General features: G+C 72.6%; 13 protein-coding genes. 5 read left to right on the top strand and 8 right to left on the bottom strand.

What is annotated here, in order from left to right; translation table 11 throughout:
* Positions 1–255: 255 nt before the first annotated feature.
* Positions 256–732, bottom strand: a complete 477-nt coding sequence (locus ACF1A1_RS36565; RefSeq protein WP_392006092.1) for a MarR family winged helix-turn-helix transcriptional regulator — start codon at positions 730–732, stop codon at positions 256–258.
* 47 nt (positions 733–779) lie between these two features.
* On the opposite strand from ACF1A1_RS36565, the gene pip reads away from it, so the two are divergent.
* Together pip and ACF1A1_RS36555 are read left to right on the top strand one after the other, a co-directional pair.
* Complete coding sequence (pip, locus tag ACF1A1_RS36560) at positions 780–1760, top strand: prolyl aminopeptidase (RefSeq protein ID WP_392006091.1); 981 nt, start codon at positions 780–782, stop codon at positions 1758–1760.
* A gap of 462 nt (positions 1761–2222) precedes the next feature.
* A complete protein-coding gene (locus ACF1A1_RS36555) occupies positions 2223–2630 on the top strand; it encodes a DUF6336 family protein (RefSeq protein ID WP_392006089.1) in 408 nt (135 codons plus the stop codon).
* Between the two features lie 18 nt (positions 2631–2648).
* Here ACF1A1_RS36555 and ACF1A1_RS36550 read toward each other — a convergent pair whose 3' ends face one another.
* On the bottom strand, positions 2649–2867 hold the full coding sequence (locus tag ACF1A1_RS36550) for a hypothetical protein (RefSeq protein ID WP_392006087.1): 219 nt from the start codon (positions 2865–2867) through the stop codon (positions 2649–2651).
* A 90-nt stretch (positions 2868–2957) separates the two neighbouring features.
* Here ACF1A1_RS36550 and ACF1A1_RS36545 point away from each other — a divergent pair, with 90 nt between their 5' ends.
* Together ACF1A1_RS36545 and ACF1A1_RS36540 are read left to right on the top strand one after the other, a co-directional pair.
* Positions 2958–3500, top strand: a complete 543-nt coding sequence (locus tag ACF1A1_RS36545; protein ID WP_392006085.1) for a DUF1707 domain-containing protein — start codon at positions 2958–2960, stop codon at positions 3498–3500.
* Between the two features lie 892 nt (positions 3501–4392).
* Entirely contained in the window at positions 4393–5820 is a 1428-nt protein-coding gene (locus ACF1A1_RS36540) for a 3-hydroxybutyrate oligomer hydrolase family protein (protein WP_392006083.1), read from the top strand.
* 22 nt (positions 5821–5842) lie between these two features.
* Here ACF1A1_RS36540 and ACF1A1_RS36535 read toward each other — a convergent pair whose 3' ends face one another.
* Both ACF1A1_RS36535 and ACF1A1_RS36530 read right to left on the bottom strand, forming a co-directional pair.
* Complete coding sequence (locus ACF1A1_RS36535; protein WP_392006130.1) at positions 5843–6322, bottom strand: MSMEG_6728 family protein; 480 nt, start codon at positions 6320–6322, stop codon at positions 5843–5845.
* A 96-nt stretch (positions 6323–6418) separates the two neighbouring features.
* Positions 6419–8695: a catalase gene (locus ACF1A1_RS36530; RefSeq protein ID WP_392006081.1), complete on the bottom strand. Its 2277-nt coding sequence runs from the start codon at positions 8693–8695 to the stop codon at positions 6419–6421.
* 360 nt (positions 8696–9055) lie between these two features.
* Here ACF1A1_RS36530 and ACF1A1_RS36525 point away from each other — a divergent pair, with 360 nt between their 5' ends.
* A complete protein-coding gene (locus ACF1A1_RS36525) occupies positions 9056–9913 on the top strand; it encodes a DMT family transporter (protein ID WP_392006079.1) in 858 nt (285 codons plus the stop codon).
* Positions 9914–10026: 113 nt separating this feature from the next.
* On the opposite strand, the gene ACF1A1_RS36520 is transcribed toward ACF1A1_RS36525, so the two are convergent.
* The 4 genes from ACF1A1_RS36520 to ACF1A1_RS36505 all read right to left on the bottom strand — a co-directional run bounded on the left by ACF1A1_RS36520 (position 10027) and on the right by ACF1A1_RS36505 (position 16158).
* Positions 10027–11487, bottom strand: a complete 1461-nt coding sequence (locus ACF1A1_RS36520) for an amino acid permease (RefSeq protein ID WP_392006077.1) — start codon at positions 11485–11487, stop codon at positions 10027–10029.
* A gap of 345 nt (positions 11488–11832) precedes the next feature.
* A complete protein-coding gene (locus ACF1A1_RS36515; RefSeq protein WP_392006076.1) occupies positions 11833–13482 on the bottom strand; it encodes a PucR family transcriptional regulator in 1650 nt (549 codons plus the stop codon).
* 379 nt (positions 13483–13861) lie between these two features.
* A complete protein-coding gene (helR, locus tag ACF1A1_RS36510; protein WP_392006074.1) occupies positions 13862–16009 on the bottom strand; it encodes an RNA polymerase recycling motor ATPase HelR in 2148 nt (715 codons plus the stop codon).
* The gene (locus tag ACF1A1_RS36505; protein WP_392006072.1) at positions 16006–16158 is read right to left on the bottom strand and encodes a hypothetical protein; all 153 of its coding nucleotides are present in this window, start codon (positions 16156–16158) and stop codon (positions 16006–16008) included. The genes helR and ACF1A1_RS36505 overlap by 4 nt, the downstream gene beginning before the upstream one ends.
* Positions 16159–16195: the final 37 nt, after the last annotated feature.

Raw genomic sequence — 16195 nt, 5'->3', positions numbered from 1 at the left:
GTTGTAATGTCCATGCTTCATCTCGGTGCTGACGCGTGATCATGCCAACGCCGGAACGCGGAACTCCGCACCGTGCCTCCTTCGTCCCGTCGGCACTCACCCCGCGAAAGCGCGTGGTACCTGATCAAACCGCGCGACTTAGGTGCAGATCGCCCGAGATGACGGTGTTGGCGGGCAGGCGGGCGTGCACTGTCAGTCACGGGATCGGCGCGGTGCGGCACTTCCCGGGTTCGCTCCGAGGGCCGGCGCACCTCCTCAGGACCGGCAGGCCGCCGCGATCCGCTCCCGGAACGGCCGGCGGCGTATCGCTTCGACGACCTCCGTCAGCAGGTGCCCCAGTGGCATGGGGAGTTCCGCGTCCAGTTCCGCCATCGCCGCCGCCGTCGCCTCCCACTCCGCCTCGATCCGCGGCAGCAGGGCGTGGGCCTTCGGCGTGAGCTCGACCAGCCGGCGGCGCGCGTCCCGCGGATCGGGGGTGTGGGTGACCAGACCCGCGCGGGCCATCTGGGCCGCCGTCTGACTGGCGGCCGAGTGCGTGACGCCCACCGCCGCGGCCAGGTCGCGGACCGGGAGCGGACCCTCGGCCAGGAGGACCCGTACGACCGGGGAGAAGCGGGGCCGGTACTCGGCGAGGCCCTGCTCCTCGTAGACCTTGGCCACGTCGCCGTCGAGCAGTTCCAGGACGTGGCGGAGCAGGGTGCCCACGGCGGCCTGGTCCGGGTGACTCCTCATGGGGATAATCTAACAGCGCTGTCAGATCCCCAGAAGGGTGTGTCCCCATGGCCGGACTTTATCCACCCGTCGAGCCGTACGAGCACGGCATGCTCGACGTCGGTGACGGCAACCGCGTGTACTGGGAGACCTGCGGCAACCCCGCGGGCAAGCCCGCCCTCGTCCTGCACGGCGGACCGGGGTCCGGGGCGGGGCCGTTCTGGCGCCGGCTGTTCGACCCCGCGGCGTACCGCATCGTCCTCTTCGACCAGCGCGGGTGCGGCCGGAGCACGCCCGACGCCGCCGATCCGCGGACCTCGCTCGCCGCCAACACCACCCCCCATCTGATCGCCGACACCGAACTGCTGCGGCAGCACCTCGGCATAGGGGAATGGCTGGTCCTCGGCGGCTCCTGGGGCGTGACCCTCGCGCTGGCCTACGCCCAGCAGCACCCCGCACGCGTGTCCGAGCTGGTGCTCTTCAGCGTCACCAGCACCACCCGCCGCGAGGTGGAGTGGGTCACCCGCGACATGGGGCGGATCTTCCCCGAGGAATGGGCCCGGTTCCGCGACGCCGTACCGGAGCCGGAGCGCGACGGCAGCCTGGTGGAGGCGTACGCCCGGATGCTCGCCGCCTCCGATCCGGCCGTACGGGAGCGGGCGGCGCGGGAATGGTGCCGCTGGGAGGACGTGCACGTGGCCACCCACCGGGGGCACAAGCCCGATCCCCGCTACGAGGACCCGCGCTTCCGGCTGCGCTTCGCCCGCCTCGTCACGCACTACTGGCGGCACGCCGGCTTCCTGGAGGACGGGGCGCTGCTGCGCGACGCGGCGAAGCTCGCCGGCATACCCGGCGTGATGATCCACGGGCGGATGGACATCAGCGGCCCCCCGGACGTCGCGTGGCGGCTGGCCCAGGTGTGGCCCGACGCGGATCTCGTCCTGATCGACGAGGAGGGGCACGGGCTGTCGGGGGACGCCACGACGGAGGCGCTGCTGGCGGCCACGGACCGGTTCCGGCTGGTCCGGACCACCAGTGGTCACAGCTGAGACATGGCGCGAGGCCCCGGCCGCCCGCACGTCGGCCGGCGCCGAACCCGGTGAGCGCACCGGGCGGTGGCGGACACTGGTCGCCGGGGCCGAGCGGAGCGAGGAGATCCCGGACGGCGAACGGGTGATGTTCCCGGCCCACGTGGAACTCGCCGGCCAGGCCGCGGCGTTGACGGCCGCCGAGCAGGATGGCTGCGCGTTCTCCGACTCCACCCCGCGCCTGACCCGGCCGGCCTCGAGCCGGATCTGCGGGCACCCGAGACGGCCGCCGGGACGCCGACCGGCCTGTCCGGATCCACCGCGTGACGAAGTGGGCCGGCGCGGCAGCGGCCGAGGGACGGTGCGAGCAGCAGACCCACCGCGAGCGGCGCGGGTTCGGTGCTCGCGGTGGAGAACCGGCAGCCGGCGCCCCGGCCCGTGAGGGCGGTGATCAGTGCCGGACGAGCGGGTTAGGGTGTCGCCGTGACGGTGGACGAAGAAGGGGTCATGGTGCCGCGGCTGCGGCCGAAAGACGTGCTGGCCAGGGGAGTTCGCTTCGGTCTGATCGGTATCGTTCCGCTCTCCGTGGTCGCCTTCTGCATCGCCGACCACCACGACCGCGAGGAGTTCCTGTCCGTCGTCGGCGGCATCTCGCTGATCTTCGGCGCGGTTCTGCTCGTGGTCGGCGCCGGCTTCTGGTGGGCCAGTGGGGGCGACGCCCGGCGCTGGCGGGACTGGCGCACCATCAAGGGACAGACCGCGGCGGCCACCGTCGTCGGGCCGGCGGCCGTGCGGCTGGGTGCGCTGCTGGTGGTGCTGGGCCCCGCCGCCATCGGCCTGTACCACGTGGTGGACGCCGCCCCCTACGGCAGTTGGCTGTACAGCTACTGAACGAGCGGGACCGCGCCGTCAGGCGCGCCTACCGCCGTCGACGCGCAGGACCGTGCCCGCGACGCGGGAGGCACGGTCGCCGAGCGGCCAGGCCGCGGCCCGGGCGATCTCCTCCGGGCCGGCGGCCCGGCCCGGGGAGGCCGGGTCGGTCAGGTCGCACCGCACGGGGTGCGCGGTGCCGCAGGCCGCGCGGATCTCCTCCGGCACGGCCTGGAGCTGGGACTCGGTGCGGGCCACGAGAGCGCGTGGGCGCCCTCCCGGGCGAAGGGCCGCACCGCCGCGGACGTTGGCGAGTTCACGTCGGCGGCACGGCAGTAGGGTGAAACGGTGACCCCCTTACCGGAAGACTCGCCGCCGCTGGTCGGCGAAGAGGACCGCGATACGGCCGTGCGGCGCCTGCAGGATGCGTACGCCGAAGGGCTCATCCCGCACGAGGAGTTGGACGAACGCCTCCACCAGGTGCTCACCGCCGAGGCGCACAGCGAACTCGTGTCGGCTCTGGCCTCGCTCCCGCAGGAGCGCCCCGGCACCACGTCGACGATCGCCGCCGCCGGCGGACGGATCCGGCGGCGCGGCGCATGGCGGGTACCTCGGATCCTCAAGGTCGGATCCGCGTACGGAAGGGTGCGCCTGGATCTGTCCCGGGCGGTCATCGAGCATCCGGTCGTCGACATCGAGCTGCAACTCGGAACCGGCGGGGCCAGGATCACGGTGCCTCGCGACGCGGTCGTTGACGTCGGGGGACTGCGCACCCAGTGGAAGGACCTGCGCTACCGGCCCCCGCGGCGTTCCGGCCCCGGCGGGCCGAAGATCCGGATCTCCGGGACCATGGGGTTCGGACGACTGAGGATCCGCCACGCCCGGCGTTGAGGCTCCGTCACCGTCATCGCCCCTCCTGGTCGGCCGGTCCGCGCACACGGAGAGGATCAGCGACCGCGCCTCCAGTGGCCGGATCGGCCGTCACCGCACATCCGACCGTCACGACCACCCACCCGGCGAACCCACGCGGTCACAGCAGTGGCTGCTGCCGCGGCGAACGGGAGCCGTAGCGGACGACCGCCGACTCCGGTGCACAGCGGGGGAATTGCGGCGGGCGCAGCGGTAGCAGACGCCGCCCGGCGGCGCATCGGCCTGCGGTGGAACCCCGTCGACGCGGCCACCAACCACGTCGTCCACCGCGACGGCGCACCGGTCGCCACGCCCGGCGCGACGTCGTACACGGACACCGGCCTGTCCCCGGGTTCGTCCCACACCCACGCGGTCGCCGCCCCGCGACGCCGACGGCCGGACGGACCCCCGTCGGGAGCCTCGTCGAGGTCGGCCTCCAGGCCAGCGCCGTAGACACCCACGGCTTCCTGCGGCCCGCCTCGATGCCGTCGCCGACCGCGAACACCTTGCGGCCGCACGTCGCACGGTCACCGCGCGGACCGCCGGTGCCACGGCCGTCCGCCGGACCGCCACCCACCATGCCCAGGTCCGGGCGGGCCGCGCCACGACCGGCGGCGGCTCCACCCACGCCAGAGGCTCCCGGCAGGCCGTGGGCCTGGGCCTGGGCCCGGGCCCGGGCAACGTCCTGGTCGCCCACCCCCTGAAGGAGTCACCCGCCGGCTACGTCACCGTCGCGGACGGAACCTGCCCATGACCGTCATGGCGGTGGCCCACTCAACAGGACCGGCCGTCATGGTGGGCCCGCACATGGCCGGTCCCTTCGCGGGCCGCCTAGCCTCCAGCCCGTCACCTTCCCGCACCCAGGAGGCCGTTCATGGACCTGCTCCCCGGTGCCGCCTCGCCCTCACGGAGACGCACCGCCCTCGGCGCCGTCGCCCTGGCCGCCGCGGCAGCCCTGCTCCCGTCGCACGCCGTCGCCCGGCCGGCCGCCGACCCCGCACACCACTGCGCCCACCTCCCTCACCTGCGGGTACCGGGTGCCGCCCACCAGCAGGCCGACTGCCTGAGCGAGCTGACCACGGCAGGAACCGTGGGCTCCGGCCACACCGACCCCGCCGACTGGGCGGGGCTGACCCCCGGCAACCTGGCCGTCCCCAGGGGAGTGCCCGGCATCCAGATCGACGGCTACTTCCCCGACACCTCGGCCACCAACACCAACCACGGCTGGAACCACGACGCACAGTTCGTCGTCCGGCTGCCCGACCGCTGGAACGGCGGCCTGGTCGTGGCCGGCACTCCCGGCAACCGCGAGCAGTACGCCAACGACCGGGCCATCGCCGACTGGGTCCTCGCCCGCGGCTACGCCTACGCCGCCACCGACAAGGGCAACACCGGCCTCGCCTTCCACCGCGACGGGTCCCGTCCCGGCGACGCCGTCGCCGAATGGAACACCCGGCTCACCCAGCTCACCCGCGCCGCCCGCACGGTGATCGCCCAGCGCTACCACCGGCCACCCGCGCGCACCCTGGTCACGGGGATGTCCAACGGCGGCTACCTCGTGCGCTGGCAGCTGGAGAACCACCCGGAGCTGTACGACGGCGGAGTCGACTGGGAGGGCACCCTCTGGCGCTCCGACGGCCCCAACCTGTTCACCTTCCTGCCGTCCGCCCTGCACCATCACCCCGTCCACGCGGCGGGCGGGCCCGCAGCCGACCAGGCGCGTGAGCAACTGCACCGCGCGGGCTTCCCGGCCGGCTCGGAGTTCCTGTGGCCGTTCCACCACCAGGTCTACTGGGACCTGACCCAGCGGATCTACCGAGAGGAGTTCGACCCCGCCTTCGACGGCGCGACGGAGGCGGGCACGCCCTACTGCGCCCCCGGCTCGGCCCCGGGCTGTGACGCCGACTACGACTACCCGGCCCGCCCCGCCGACGTCCACCAGGCGGTGCAGCGCGTCTCGCTGACCGGCCGCATCGGCCGACCGCTGATCACGATCCACGGCACCCTCGACGTCCTGCTCCCCATCGGCCGGGACTCCGACGTCTACGCCCGCATGGTCAGGGAAGCGGGCCGCGGCGACCTGCACCGGTACTACCGCATCGAGGACGGCACCCACACCGACGCCCTGGTCGACATCTTCCCCGACCGGCTCCGGCCCCTCCTGCCCTGCCACCGTTCGGCCTTCACCGCCCTGGAGGACTGGCTCACCGCCGGCCACCGCCCACCCGCCGACCGCACCGTCCCCCGGCCGGAAGACGCCTCCCCCTCCGCCCTGCTCACCGGCTGCCGCCTCGACGGGTGAGGTACGCGGACGGGAATGACGGTCACACCCCGCGCCGGGCGTCACGGTCCGACGCCGGCCAGACGTAGGGCAGATCGTCGGGGACGCCCGGGAAGAGCGGCGCGTAGAACGCCGGGTCCTTGCGTACGAGCGCCGACTGGTGACTGCGGTGGAACGCGGGATCGCCCAGCCACGGCGGCAGCTCACCGTCCTCGGCGAGCTGCTCCTGCGTGCGGATGTCGGCTCCACCACGCAGGCCGCCGAGGCCGGCCACCAGCGAGGCGGCGCAGGTGTCGGCGCGTCCGGCCGCCGTCCACACACCGCAGACGTCCAGGCCGTAGCGCACCAGCGCCTCCTCGTACCCGGTCCACATGCGCACCGCCGGGTGGTGCCGCCAGCCGTAGCCCGCGACCGTCAGGCCGCGCAGCACCTGGAGCGCCTCGACGCGCTGCTTGCCCAGTCGGCGCGGGTCCAGGGTGGCGGCCGACGCGGTGAAGCCGGGATACGGCAGGAAGGTCTGCATCATCCATCCACCGCACGAGCGGAGGGCCGCCGCAACCGCGTGTGAGACGCCTCAGCCGTGCGCGCCCCGGGGCTGCCGGACACCGCAGGGACGGCGTCAGGCAGCGGTGAACCGGTCCCACACCCGGTGTTCGCCCAGCAGACGGACGACCTGCGCAAGGGTGGCCGTGCCGGTGTCGTCGACCACCACGCCCGGAGCGCCGACGGGTACTCCGGCCGCTTCGAGGGCCGTCTCGCCGCCCGCCCAGGCGCCGACGGCCTTGCCGTGCCGGAACGCCTCGGACACCAGCAGGGTGATGCGCGGGTCGCCCGCCAGGTGCGCCGCGGCCGCCGGGTACGCCTTGGCGTCGCGGGCGCCGTACGCGTCGCCGCCCACCCCGGGCGTTCCGGCCAGCAGCACCGCGTCGAACTCGACGGACCGCGCGGTGGCGTAGGTGCGCTGAACCGTCACCGCGCCGTCGCCCGAGCCGAGGACGCCGCCGGCCGGGGCGACGACCAGGGGGACCATGCCGCTCTCGACGACCGCCTCACGCACGGCGCGTACGCCGTCCAGGTCGCCGTCCGGACCGACGACGATGCCGATGATCCGGCCGTCCGTGGGCCAGCTCTGGCCGACCTGCGACAGGGCGGGGCTGGGCTCGACGTCGGCCAGGGGCACGGTGGGCTCGGGCGCCGGCAGGCCGAGGCCAGCGGCCACCTCGCCGCACAGCTCCGGGTCGATGTTGGCCAGCACCTGCAACGCCCGCTCCTTGACGGCCTGTTCGTAGCACTTGCCGAGTTCGAAGGTGTAGGCGCCGATGATGTGCTCGCGCTCCACCGGGGACATGCTGAGCCAGAAGCGCCGGGGCTGGCTGAAGTGGTCCGCGAACGACTCGGGCGCCTCCCGCACCTTGGTGGCCTCCGGCACGCGCACGGGCGTCTCGACGTAGGCCCCGGTGTCCGCTCCGGCGGTGAACGGGCAGCCGCCGTCGAGGGAGTTGGGCCGGTAGGGGGCGACGCCCCGGTGCACGGCGGTCTGGTGCATGCCGTCGCGCAGCATGTCGTTGACGGGTACCTGCGGCCGGTTGATGGGCAGCTGCGGGAAGTTGGGACCGCCCAGGCGGGTGATCTGGGTGTCCAGGTAGGAGAACAGGCGCCCCGCGAGCAGCGGGTCGTCGGTGATGTCGATGCCGGGGACGAGGTGGCCGACGTGGAAGGCGACCTGTTCCGTCTCGGCGAAGAAGTTCGACGGATTGCGGTTGAGCGTGAGCAGGCCGACCGGCTGCACCGGAGCGAGCTCCTCCGGCACGATGTTCGTCGGGTCCAGCAGGTCGATGCCCTCGAAGGTCTGGTCCGGGGTGTCGGGGAACGTCTGGATCCCCAGTTCCCACTGGGGGTACGCGCCCGCCTCGATGGCGTCGGCGAGGTCCCGGCGGTGGAAGTCCGGGTCGACGCCGTTGATGATCTGCGCCTCCTCCCACACCAGCGAGTGCACACCCAGCTTGGGCTTCCAGTGGAACTTCACCAGCGTGGTACCGCCGTCCGCGGCGACCAGGCGGAAGGTGTGGACGCCGAAGCCCTCCATCGTCCGGTAGGAGCGTGGGATGCCCCGGTCGGACATGTTCCACAGCGTGTGGTGGGTGGCCTCGGTGTGCAGGGTGACGAAGTCCCAGAACGTGTCGTGGGCGCTCTGCGCCTGGGGGATCTCCCGGTCCGGGTGCGGCTTGCCGGCGTGGATGACGTCGGGGAACTTGATGGCGTCCTGGATGAAGAAGACGGGGATGTTGTTGCCGACGAGGTCGAAGACGCCCTCGCTGGTGTAGAACTTGGTCGCGAATCCCCGGGTGTCCCTTACGGTGTCCGACGATCCCCGCGATCCCAGCACCGTGGAGAAACGCACGAACACCGGCGTCTCCTCGTCCTCCGCGAGGAACGCGGCCTTGGTCACCGAGGCAGCCGTGCCGTAGCTCTGGAACACGCCGTGCGCGGCCGCTCCGCGGGCGTGGACCACGCGCTCCGGGATGCGCTCGTGGTCGAAGTGCATGACCTTCTCGCGCAGATGGTGGTCCTGGAGCAGCACCGGCCCACGGGGCCCGGCCTTGAGCGAGTGGTCGGTGTCGTGCAGTCGCGCGCCCTGGGCGGTCGTCAGGTGGCTGCCCGACTGCGCCATCCGCGCCTGTTCCGCTCCCGTCGGCTGCCCCGTCGGCGACACGGTGTCGGGACCGCTCTGGTCCGGCTTCGGCGGAAGCGGGTCGCGGGGCTCCGTCGGCTCCGCGACCGACGGGGACTGGGGACCGGGCTTTCCGGGAATCCCCTCCTCCGGCGCGGCGCCGTCGGCCTGCAGGCTGTCGGTGATCTTCCGGGCCGCCCGCTTGAGGGGATTGGTCTCACTCATCAGGTGACATTCCTCCGCTTCGTACCGGACCACGGTCGGCGTGGCCGCCTGTGCAGAAACCGACGGCCGACGAGCCGACGGGTCAAAGCTCTCGAAAAGGACATGTGGCGTGTCAAGCTCTCACGCTGCGGAGAGCCCCGCACCAAGCGCGCACCGATGGGGTGAACGCCGTATGCGCGTACCCACGCATCGCGGGTGCGCACCTGTGAGAGTCGGAGGGCGACAGCGGTCGAGGCCGAGCGTGCCGGGCCCAAAGCCGTCGTTCGCGTCTCCCGGGGAGCGGCCCGCATGCACCCGGGTGGGCCATGGTCGGATGCCGCCCGTGCTGAGCGGGTGGCGGAAGGCGGGCATGGTGGAGTCATGATCGGACTCGCCGTGCTCTTCGCCGTCCTGGGTGCAGCCAGCAACGCGGTGGGCACGGCGTTCCAGCGCAAGGCCGCCTCCACCGTGCCCCGCGGCGGCGGGGTGCGGCTGCTGCTCGCCCTGGCGCGACGGCCCGCCTGGGCGATCGGTATCGCCGGCGTGACGGGAGCCGCGGTGTTTCAGGCCCTGGCCCTGATCAACGGGCCCATGGCCCTGGTCCAGCCCCTGTTCATGCTCGAACTGCCGTTCGCTCTGCTGGTCGCCGTGCCCCTGCTGCACCGTCGGCTGTCGGCCGACGGCTGGTGGGCGGTCGGGACGGTGGTGGCCGGACTCGTCCTGCTCCTGGCCTCGGCGGCCCCTTCGGGAATCCGGCAACAGGCCGCGATGGACCGGTGGATGCCGGTACTGGCGCTCGCCCTGGGGGCGATGGCCGCGGCGACCGTCCTCGCCCGTTCCTCGGCCTCGCCGTTGTTCCGGGCCGCCGCGTTCGCGACGGCGGCCGCGGTCGGCAACGCCCTGACCGCCGCGCTCATGAAGTCGGCCACCGGGCGCCTCGCCGACGCCGGGCTGCCCACCTTTCTCACCACCTGGCAGACCTACGGTTTCGCGCTCTCCGGCGTCGCGGCGCTCCTGCTGCTGGAGAACGCGCTGCAAGCCGGCCCGCTGGCCGCGTCACAGCCCGCGCTGACCGTCGGGGACGCGGCGGTGAGCCTCCTGCTGGGGGTCGTCCTGTTCGACGAGACGATTCGTACGGGCTGGTGGCTGCTGCCCGAGGTGACCGGCGTCCTCCTGATCCTGTGGGGCGTGCTGCGGCTGACCCGCGTGGTGCCCCATCTCGCCGATGTCGTGCGCTGAAGCCGCCGACCGTGTGCGCGGGCCCGACGCCCTCGTGCAGCCGGCCCGAACGGGAACGGCTCCCCGCCGGAAGCGGCGGGGAGCCCATGAGGTGGTACGGCGGTCCGCGGCGGCTACCGGGGCGCGACCGCGTCCTCGGTGTCGTTGCGGCGGATCCGCTCCCGGACCAGGGCGACCGCGATCACCAGCACGGCGACGAGCACGGAGAGCAGGACCTGACTGCGGCCACCGCCCTCGCTGTCGTCGGTGAGCATGTAGACGAGCACGAACGAGATCATCGCGATCGTCGCCCACGTCAGGTACGGGAAGAGCCACATCCGGACGACGAGCTTCTCCGGGCTCTCGCGCAGGATGATCCCCCGCATCCGCAGTTGCGAGAAGCAGATGACCAGCCACACGAACAGCGCGACCGCGCCCGAGGAGTTGAGCAGGAACTGGAAGACCGTGTCCGGCCACAGGTAGTTGAAGGCGACGGCGACGAAGCCGAAGGCCACCGAGGCCAGGATCGCGGGCTGCGGGACGCCACGGGTGTTGGTGCGGACGAAGGACCGGGGGGCGTCGCCGCGCTGCCCGAGGGAGAAGGCCATCCGGGAGGCGGTGTAGAGGCCGGAGTTGAGACAGGACAGCACGGCGGTCAGCACGATGAAGTTCATGATCTGCCCGGCGTGCGGGATGCCGATCGAGTCGAGGGCGGCAACGTACGAGCCCTTCTTGACGATCGCCGGATCGTTCCACGGCAGCAGGGAGACCACGACGAGGATCGAGCCGACGTAGAAGATGCCGACCCGCCAGATCACGCTCCTGGTGGCCTTGGCGACGGCCCGTCGCGCGTCGGCGGACTCACCGGCGGCGAGGGTGACGATCTCGCTGCCCATGAAGGAGAAGACGACCAGCAGGATGCCGGTGAGGATCGCGCCGGGTCCGTGGGGCAGGAAGCCGCCGTGCTCGGTGAGATTGCCGAAACCGGTCGCGGCGTGGTCGGTGCCGGGCAGCACACCGAAGATCGCCAGGCCGCCGAGCACGATGAAGCCCGCGATGGCGACGACCTTGATGCCGGCGAACCAGAACTCGAACTCGCCGAAGGAGCCGACCGAAACCAGGTTCGTCGCGGTGAGCACCACCATCACGATCAGTGCCCAGGCCCACTGCGGTACGGCAGGCACCCACCCCTCCAGGATCACCGCGCCCGCGGTCGCCTCCACGGCGAGCACCACCACCCAGAAGAACCAGTACAGCCAGCCGATCGAGAACCCGGCCCAGCGGCCCAGCGCCCGGTCCGCGTACGCGGAGAACGAGCCGGACGTCGGATTGGCCGCGGCCATCTCACCGAGCATCCGCATCACGAAGACGACCAGGGCGCCGACGAGCGCGTACGACAGCAGGATGCCGGGCCCGGCGGCGGCGATACCGGAGGCGGAGCCCACGAAGAGACCGGCGCCGATCACCCCGCCGATGGCGATCATCGACAGGTGGCGGTTCTTGAGCCCGGCCCGCAGACCTGCCTGCTCCGGGGGCTGACCACCGGTCGGCGGGACGGTGCCGGGGGGCGGGGAATCGAGGGGACGAGTAGTCATGTCGACATCCATTTGCGTGGTTGGGGGCCATGGGGGAGCGGCTGCCCGGATCGCCGGAGCGCTTCGGTGGGGGACGAGCGGGCCGGGCGCGGGGAGGGCAGGGACGGCCATGGTCCTGACGATTCCCGCAGGCGTTCACGGCGTGGAGCGGTATCCGGATGCCGCACCGGTGACGTGGTCGTCACCGCACGTCCGCGCTTCGCTCCGTCTCCTTGTGGGAGGTGGGCCGTATCACTTGCGGAAACGGATTTGCGCAAGCGTATGGGTGGTCACGGGGCGAGGTGTTTGTTCACCGGGACAAACTCGCCCCCGATGGCTGTCCGGCAGGCCAATGCGGAGTCCCGGTCAGGGGGTGGGCGGCAGCCGCAGTTGGAGCATGGCCAGCAGACGCTGGTCGGGACGGCTCAGATCGAGACCGGTCAGCTCCTCGGCCCGGCGAATGCGGTAGCGCAGCGTGTTGGGGTGCACGTGCAGCTGGGCGGCGGCCGCCCGGACGTCACCGAAGGAGTTCAGGTACGCCAGCAGGGACTCGGCCAGCCGGCCCTGGTGCCGGCTGTCGTGCGCCACCAGCGCGGTCAGCCGTGGGTCCCGTATCTCGGGGTGGGCGGAGAGCAGCGTCAGCATCTCGCTGACCAGTACTTCCGCCTGTATGTCCGGCAGCGCGGCGACCGCGGTGGACAGGCCGGCGCCCATCATGGCGTCGAGGATGCGGTCGGCCTCCCGGCGCGACTCGGGGACGTCCCCGAGCCCGGACACCACGCAGCCGACCGAGCCGCGCAGCGGCAGGCCCAGGTGGCGGCGTGCGGCGTCGGTGATCTCCTGGCCCCAGCCGCGCAGCGTGTCCGTGTCGATGCTGCGGGGCAGTTGGGGCAGCAGCACGTAGATACGGGGATCGAGCTGGGTGACCAGCGCGCTGCGGTGCCGTGCGGCGATGTGCACCGAGATCAGGTTGGTGACCTCGGTGTGGGTCAGCTCGGGTGCGGCGCCGGCATGGCTCGTCCCGGGTGCGGCGACGACGGCCGCGGTGCCGTACGAGAAGCCCAGGACGGCGGCCGGGCGGGTGGCGTCGAATCCCAGGTGGGTGGCGAGGGGTTGCGGTCCGGTGCTCCCCTCCAGCAGTCCGGCCAGCAGGGTCCGGGTGAGCGTCACGTCCTGGGAGAGCTCGCGGCGCCGGCGTACCAGGTGGTGCGCGGCGATGCGGGCGGCTCCCAGGAGCGCCTGCTCCGCGTGGTCGGACAGTGGCGTCGAGCCCTCCTGCACCCAGATCGTTCCCAGTTGGCGGTCCCCGGAGCGGATGGCCACCGCGAGTCGGCGGCGGATCCCCAGCTCCGGGTGGCTGTCGACACCGATCACCTGGTCGCTGGAGTGCAGGTGCTGGAACACGCCCCACTCGCGCAGCTTCGCCAGATACGCCTCCGGTCCCTGCCAGCCCAGGATGGAACGCCGCCGCAGGTCGTCGATCTCGTCGGAGTCGGTGGAGCGGGAGTAGGCCAGTACCCGGTTGGCGGCGTCCTCGATGCTGACGATGCCGCTGGTGAGGATGGCGGTGGTCTGGGCGAGCGAGAACAGGTCGCCCTCCTCGGCCGCTTCGCCGGGGTGGCCCGGAGCCGCGTCGTCGAGGGCGGCACGGGCCACCGCGTGCACCTGTTCCCAGCGTGCGTCGCTGCGCAGCGAGAGCAGCGCCACCCCGGTCTCGGCGGCCGTCTCGCTGAGGGCCTCGGCCTGGCCGGGACCCTCCAGTTTGACCACGACGGCGCAGGCTCCGCCGCGGGCGGCGGCCCGCAGAGCGGGCAGAGCGGCTCGGCCACGGACACCGATGACGAGGACCAGCTCGCCCGGCCGGGCACTCGGCGGGTCCTCGGGGTCGAGCAGGGCGACGCCCCGGATCTCGGCGTCCAGCCCGGCGGGAGCGGCCTGCACCTCCACCAGCGAGTCACCCAGCGCCATCAGCAACTGGCGCAAACTGATGCTGATGCCTGTCGTGGGCGGAGACACCGCGGCCGGATCCATGAACGTCGCCTCTTGCTGGGAACCACGCCGGACCTGATGCTATCCGTCCGGCCGACAGGGACCCTACCGGGGCCGGACGGTGGGCCGGCAGCACCGTCCACCCCCTGGCCGACCCGGTGGGCGCCGGCACAGTGTGCCGACGCGGCACCCGGCCCGCTCCCGCCTCCCAGGTGACCGGATCCGCGCCGCAACCCCCCGGAGCCTGCTCCCGCCCGGCCGGCCGCCGGGTGCTGTACGGGCGGTGCCGGGGCCGGGGGCCCGGCTCGCCTACGGCGGGGTCGTCGGCCAGCCCCGCACCCGGTTCCTCACGGGCGTCCGACTCGGCCCGGCGCGGACGGCGGCGATCCCGGTGCCTCGGCCGATGTCAGGAGCTCGTGAGGATGACCAGTTGCTGGGTCGCCCGCGTCATCGCGACATAGCGGTCGACCGCTCCCTCGGTACCGTTGCCGAACGCCTCCGGGTCGATGAGGACGACCAGGTCGAACTCGAGCCCCTTCGACAGCTCCGGGGTCAGCGACCGCACGCGGCGCGTCGCCGGGAACGTGGGGTCACCGATGACGCAGGCGATCCCGTCGGCATGCGCGGCGAGCCAGGTGTCGAGGACCGACCCCAGATCGGACACGGATCCGTGGACGACGGGGACGTCGCTGCTGCGGATGGAGGTCGGCACATTGGCGTCCGGGAGCACGGCCCGGATGACCGGCTCGGCTTCCGCCATCACCTCTTCCGGCGTCCGGTAGTTGATGCTCAGGGAGGCCACGCCGATCCGGTCGAACCCGACCCGCCCGAGCCGTTCCTGCCACGACTCCGTGAACCCGTGCCTGGCCTGGGCCCGGTCCCCGACGATGGTGAAACTCCGGGAGGGGCAGCGCAGCAACAGCATCTGCCACTCCGCGTCGGTCAGTTCCTGGGCCTCGTCCACGACGATGTGCGCGAACGGGCCGGCGAGCAGGTCCGGTTCGATGCCGGGCAGAGCCGTCTCGTCGACCAGGCTGTCCCGCAGGTCCTGTCCGTGCAGCATCGTCACCGCGCCCTCACCGTCGTCGTCGGCCTCGAGCAGGCCGTCGATGACGCCGGCCATGCGCTCGCGTTCGGCGGCGACGGAGGCCTTGTGCCGACGCTTGCGCAACGACGCCTTCGGGTCGCCGAGCCGCTGCCGTGCCGCGTCCAGCAGCGGCAGGTCGGACACCGTCCAGGCCTGGGCGTCCGCGCGTTGCAGCTTCCGCACGTCATCGGGGCCGAGCCAGGGAGCGCACATCCGCAGGTAGGCGGGTACCGACCACAGGTCTCCGACGAGGTCGGCCGCTTCGAGCAGCGGCCACGCGCGGTTGAGCGTGTCGGTCAGCTCCGTGTTCCGCAGTAGCGACCTCCGGAACAGGGCGGGCGGGACGTCGCCGTCGTGCTTGTCCATCAGGGTCGTGACCAGCGCTTCCCAGATCTGGTCGCGCGCATCGTTGTGCGGAGTACCGGGTTCCGGTGCTTCGAACGCCTCGGCCCAGTCGTCGGCGCTCAGCCAGACGTCGGACCAGTGGGTGGTGACCGTCATCCCCTTGGCGGGCGGCTCCTCGTAGAACCTGACGGCCGTCTCGATCGCCTTCACCATGGTCGCGGACGACTTCAGGAGGGCCACGTCCGGGTCCGGCTCGACCGCCGCCGCCGCTCCCTCGGCGACCAGGTCCCGCAGGGTGCAGGTCTGCACGCCGTCTTCTCCCAGGCTCGGGAGGACGTCGGCGACGTAGGCCAGGTAGGGCTGGTGCGGACCCACGAAGAGCACGCCGCCGCGGCGGTGACCGAGGCGGGGGTCGGAGTAGAGGAGGTACGCGGAGCGGTGCAGAGCGACGACGGTCTTCCCCGTACCCGGACCGCCGTCGACGACGAGGGCGCCGCGGGATCCGGCCCGGATGATGGCGTCCTGGTCGGCCTGGATGGTGGCGAGCACGTCCCGCATGCGGGACGACCGGTTGCCGCCCAGGCCGGCGATGAAGGCGGACTGGTCGTCGAGCGCGGCGTGGCCTTCGAGCCCGTCGGCGGCGAACACCTCGTCCCAGTAGTCGCTGATCCGGCCGCGGGTCCAGCGATACCTGCGGCGGCTCGCCAGCCCCATCGGGTTGGCGTGGGTCGCCGCGAAGAACGGCTCGGCCGCGGGGGAGCGCCAGTCGAGCAGCAGCCGGCGCCCCGTGCTGTCGGTGAGGCCAAGCCGTCCGATGTAGACGGGCTCGGGGTCGTCCGCGCCCACGATGTGTCCCAGGCACAGGTCCAGGCCGAAGCGCCGCAAGGCGCGCAGGCGACCGGTCAGCCGGTGGATCTCCACGTCCCGTTCCATCGCCTGCCGGCCGATGCCGCCGGGCGCCCTGCGCTCGGCCTCGAGGCGGTCGGACAGTTCGGCGATCGCCTGCTCGAGGCTCTCCGCGATGGCCGCGAAGTGGCGCTCGTCGCCCGCGATCAGGGTCGGGTCGGCCTTGGGGGAGAGGTGGTCGGGAAGGTCGAACGCGCTGGTGGTCAGGCGGCTCATGCCCGCAGCTCCGACCCCGGGGTCGCTCCCGCGAAGTCCGGCGGCGCGCACACCCGCACCTCGGCGCCGAGCGCCCGCGACGGCAGCGCGAGTTCCACCACCGGCTCGACGTGACCGCTCGACCCATCAACCGACAACAACACATGCACCTGGTGAATCTCCTTGTTTCCGCAGCTTCTGGCCTCG

Source organism: Streptomyces sp. NPDC014995 (assembly GCF_043080745.1).
Taxonomy (GTDB): domain Bacteria; phylum Actinomycetota; class Actinomycetes; order Streptomycetales; family Streptomycetaceae; genus Streptomyces.
This window is presented reverse-complemented; position numbering and strand designations above follow the sequence as displayed.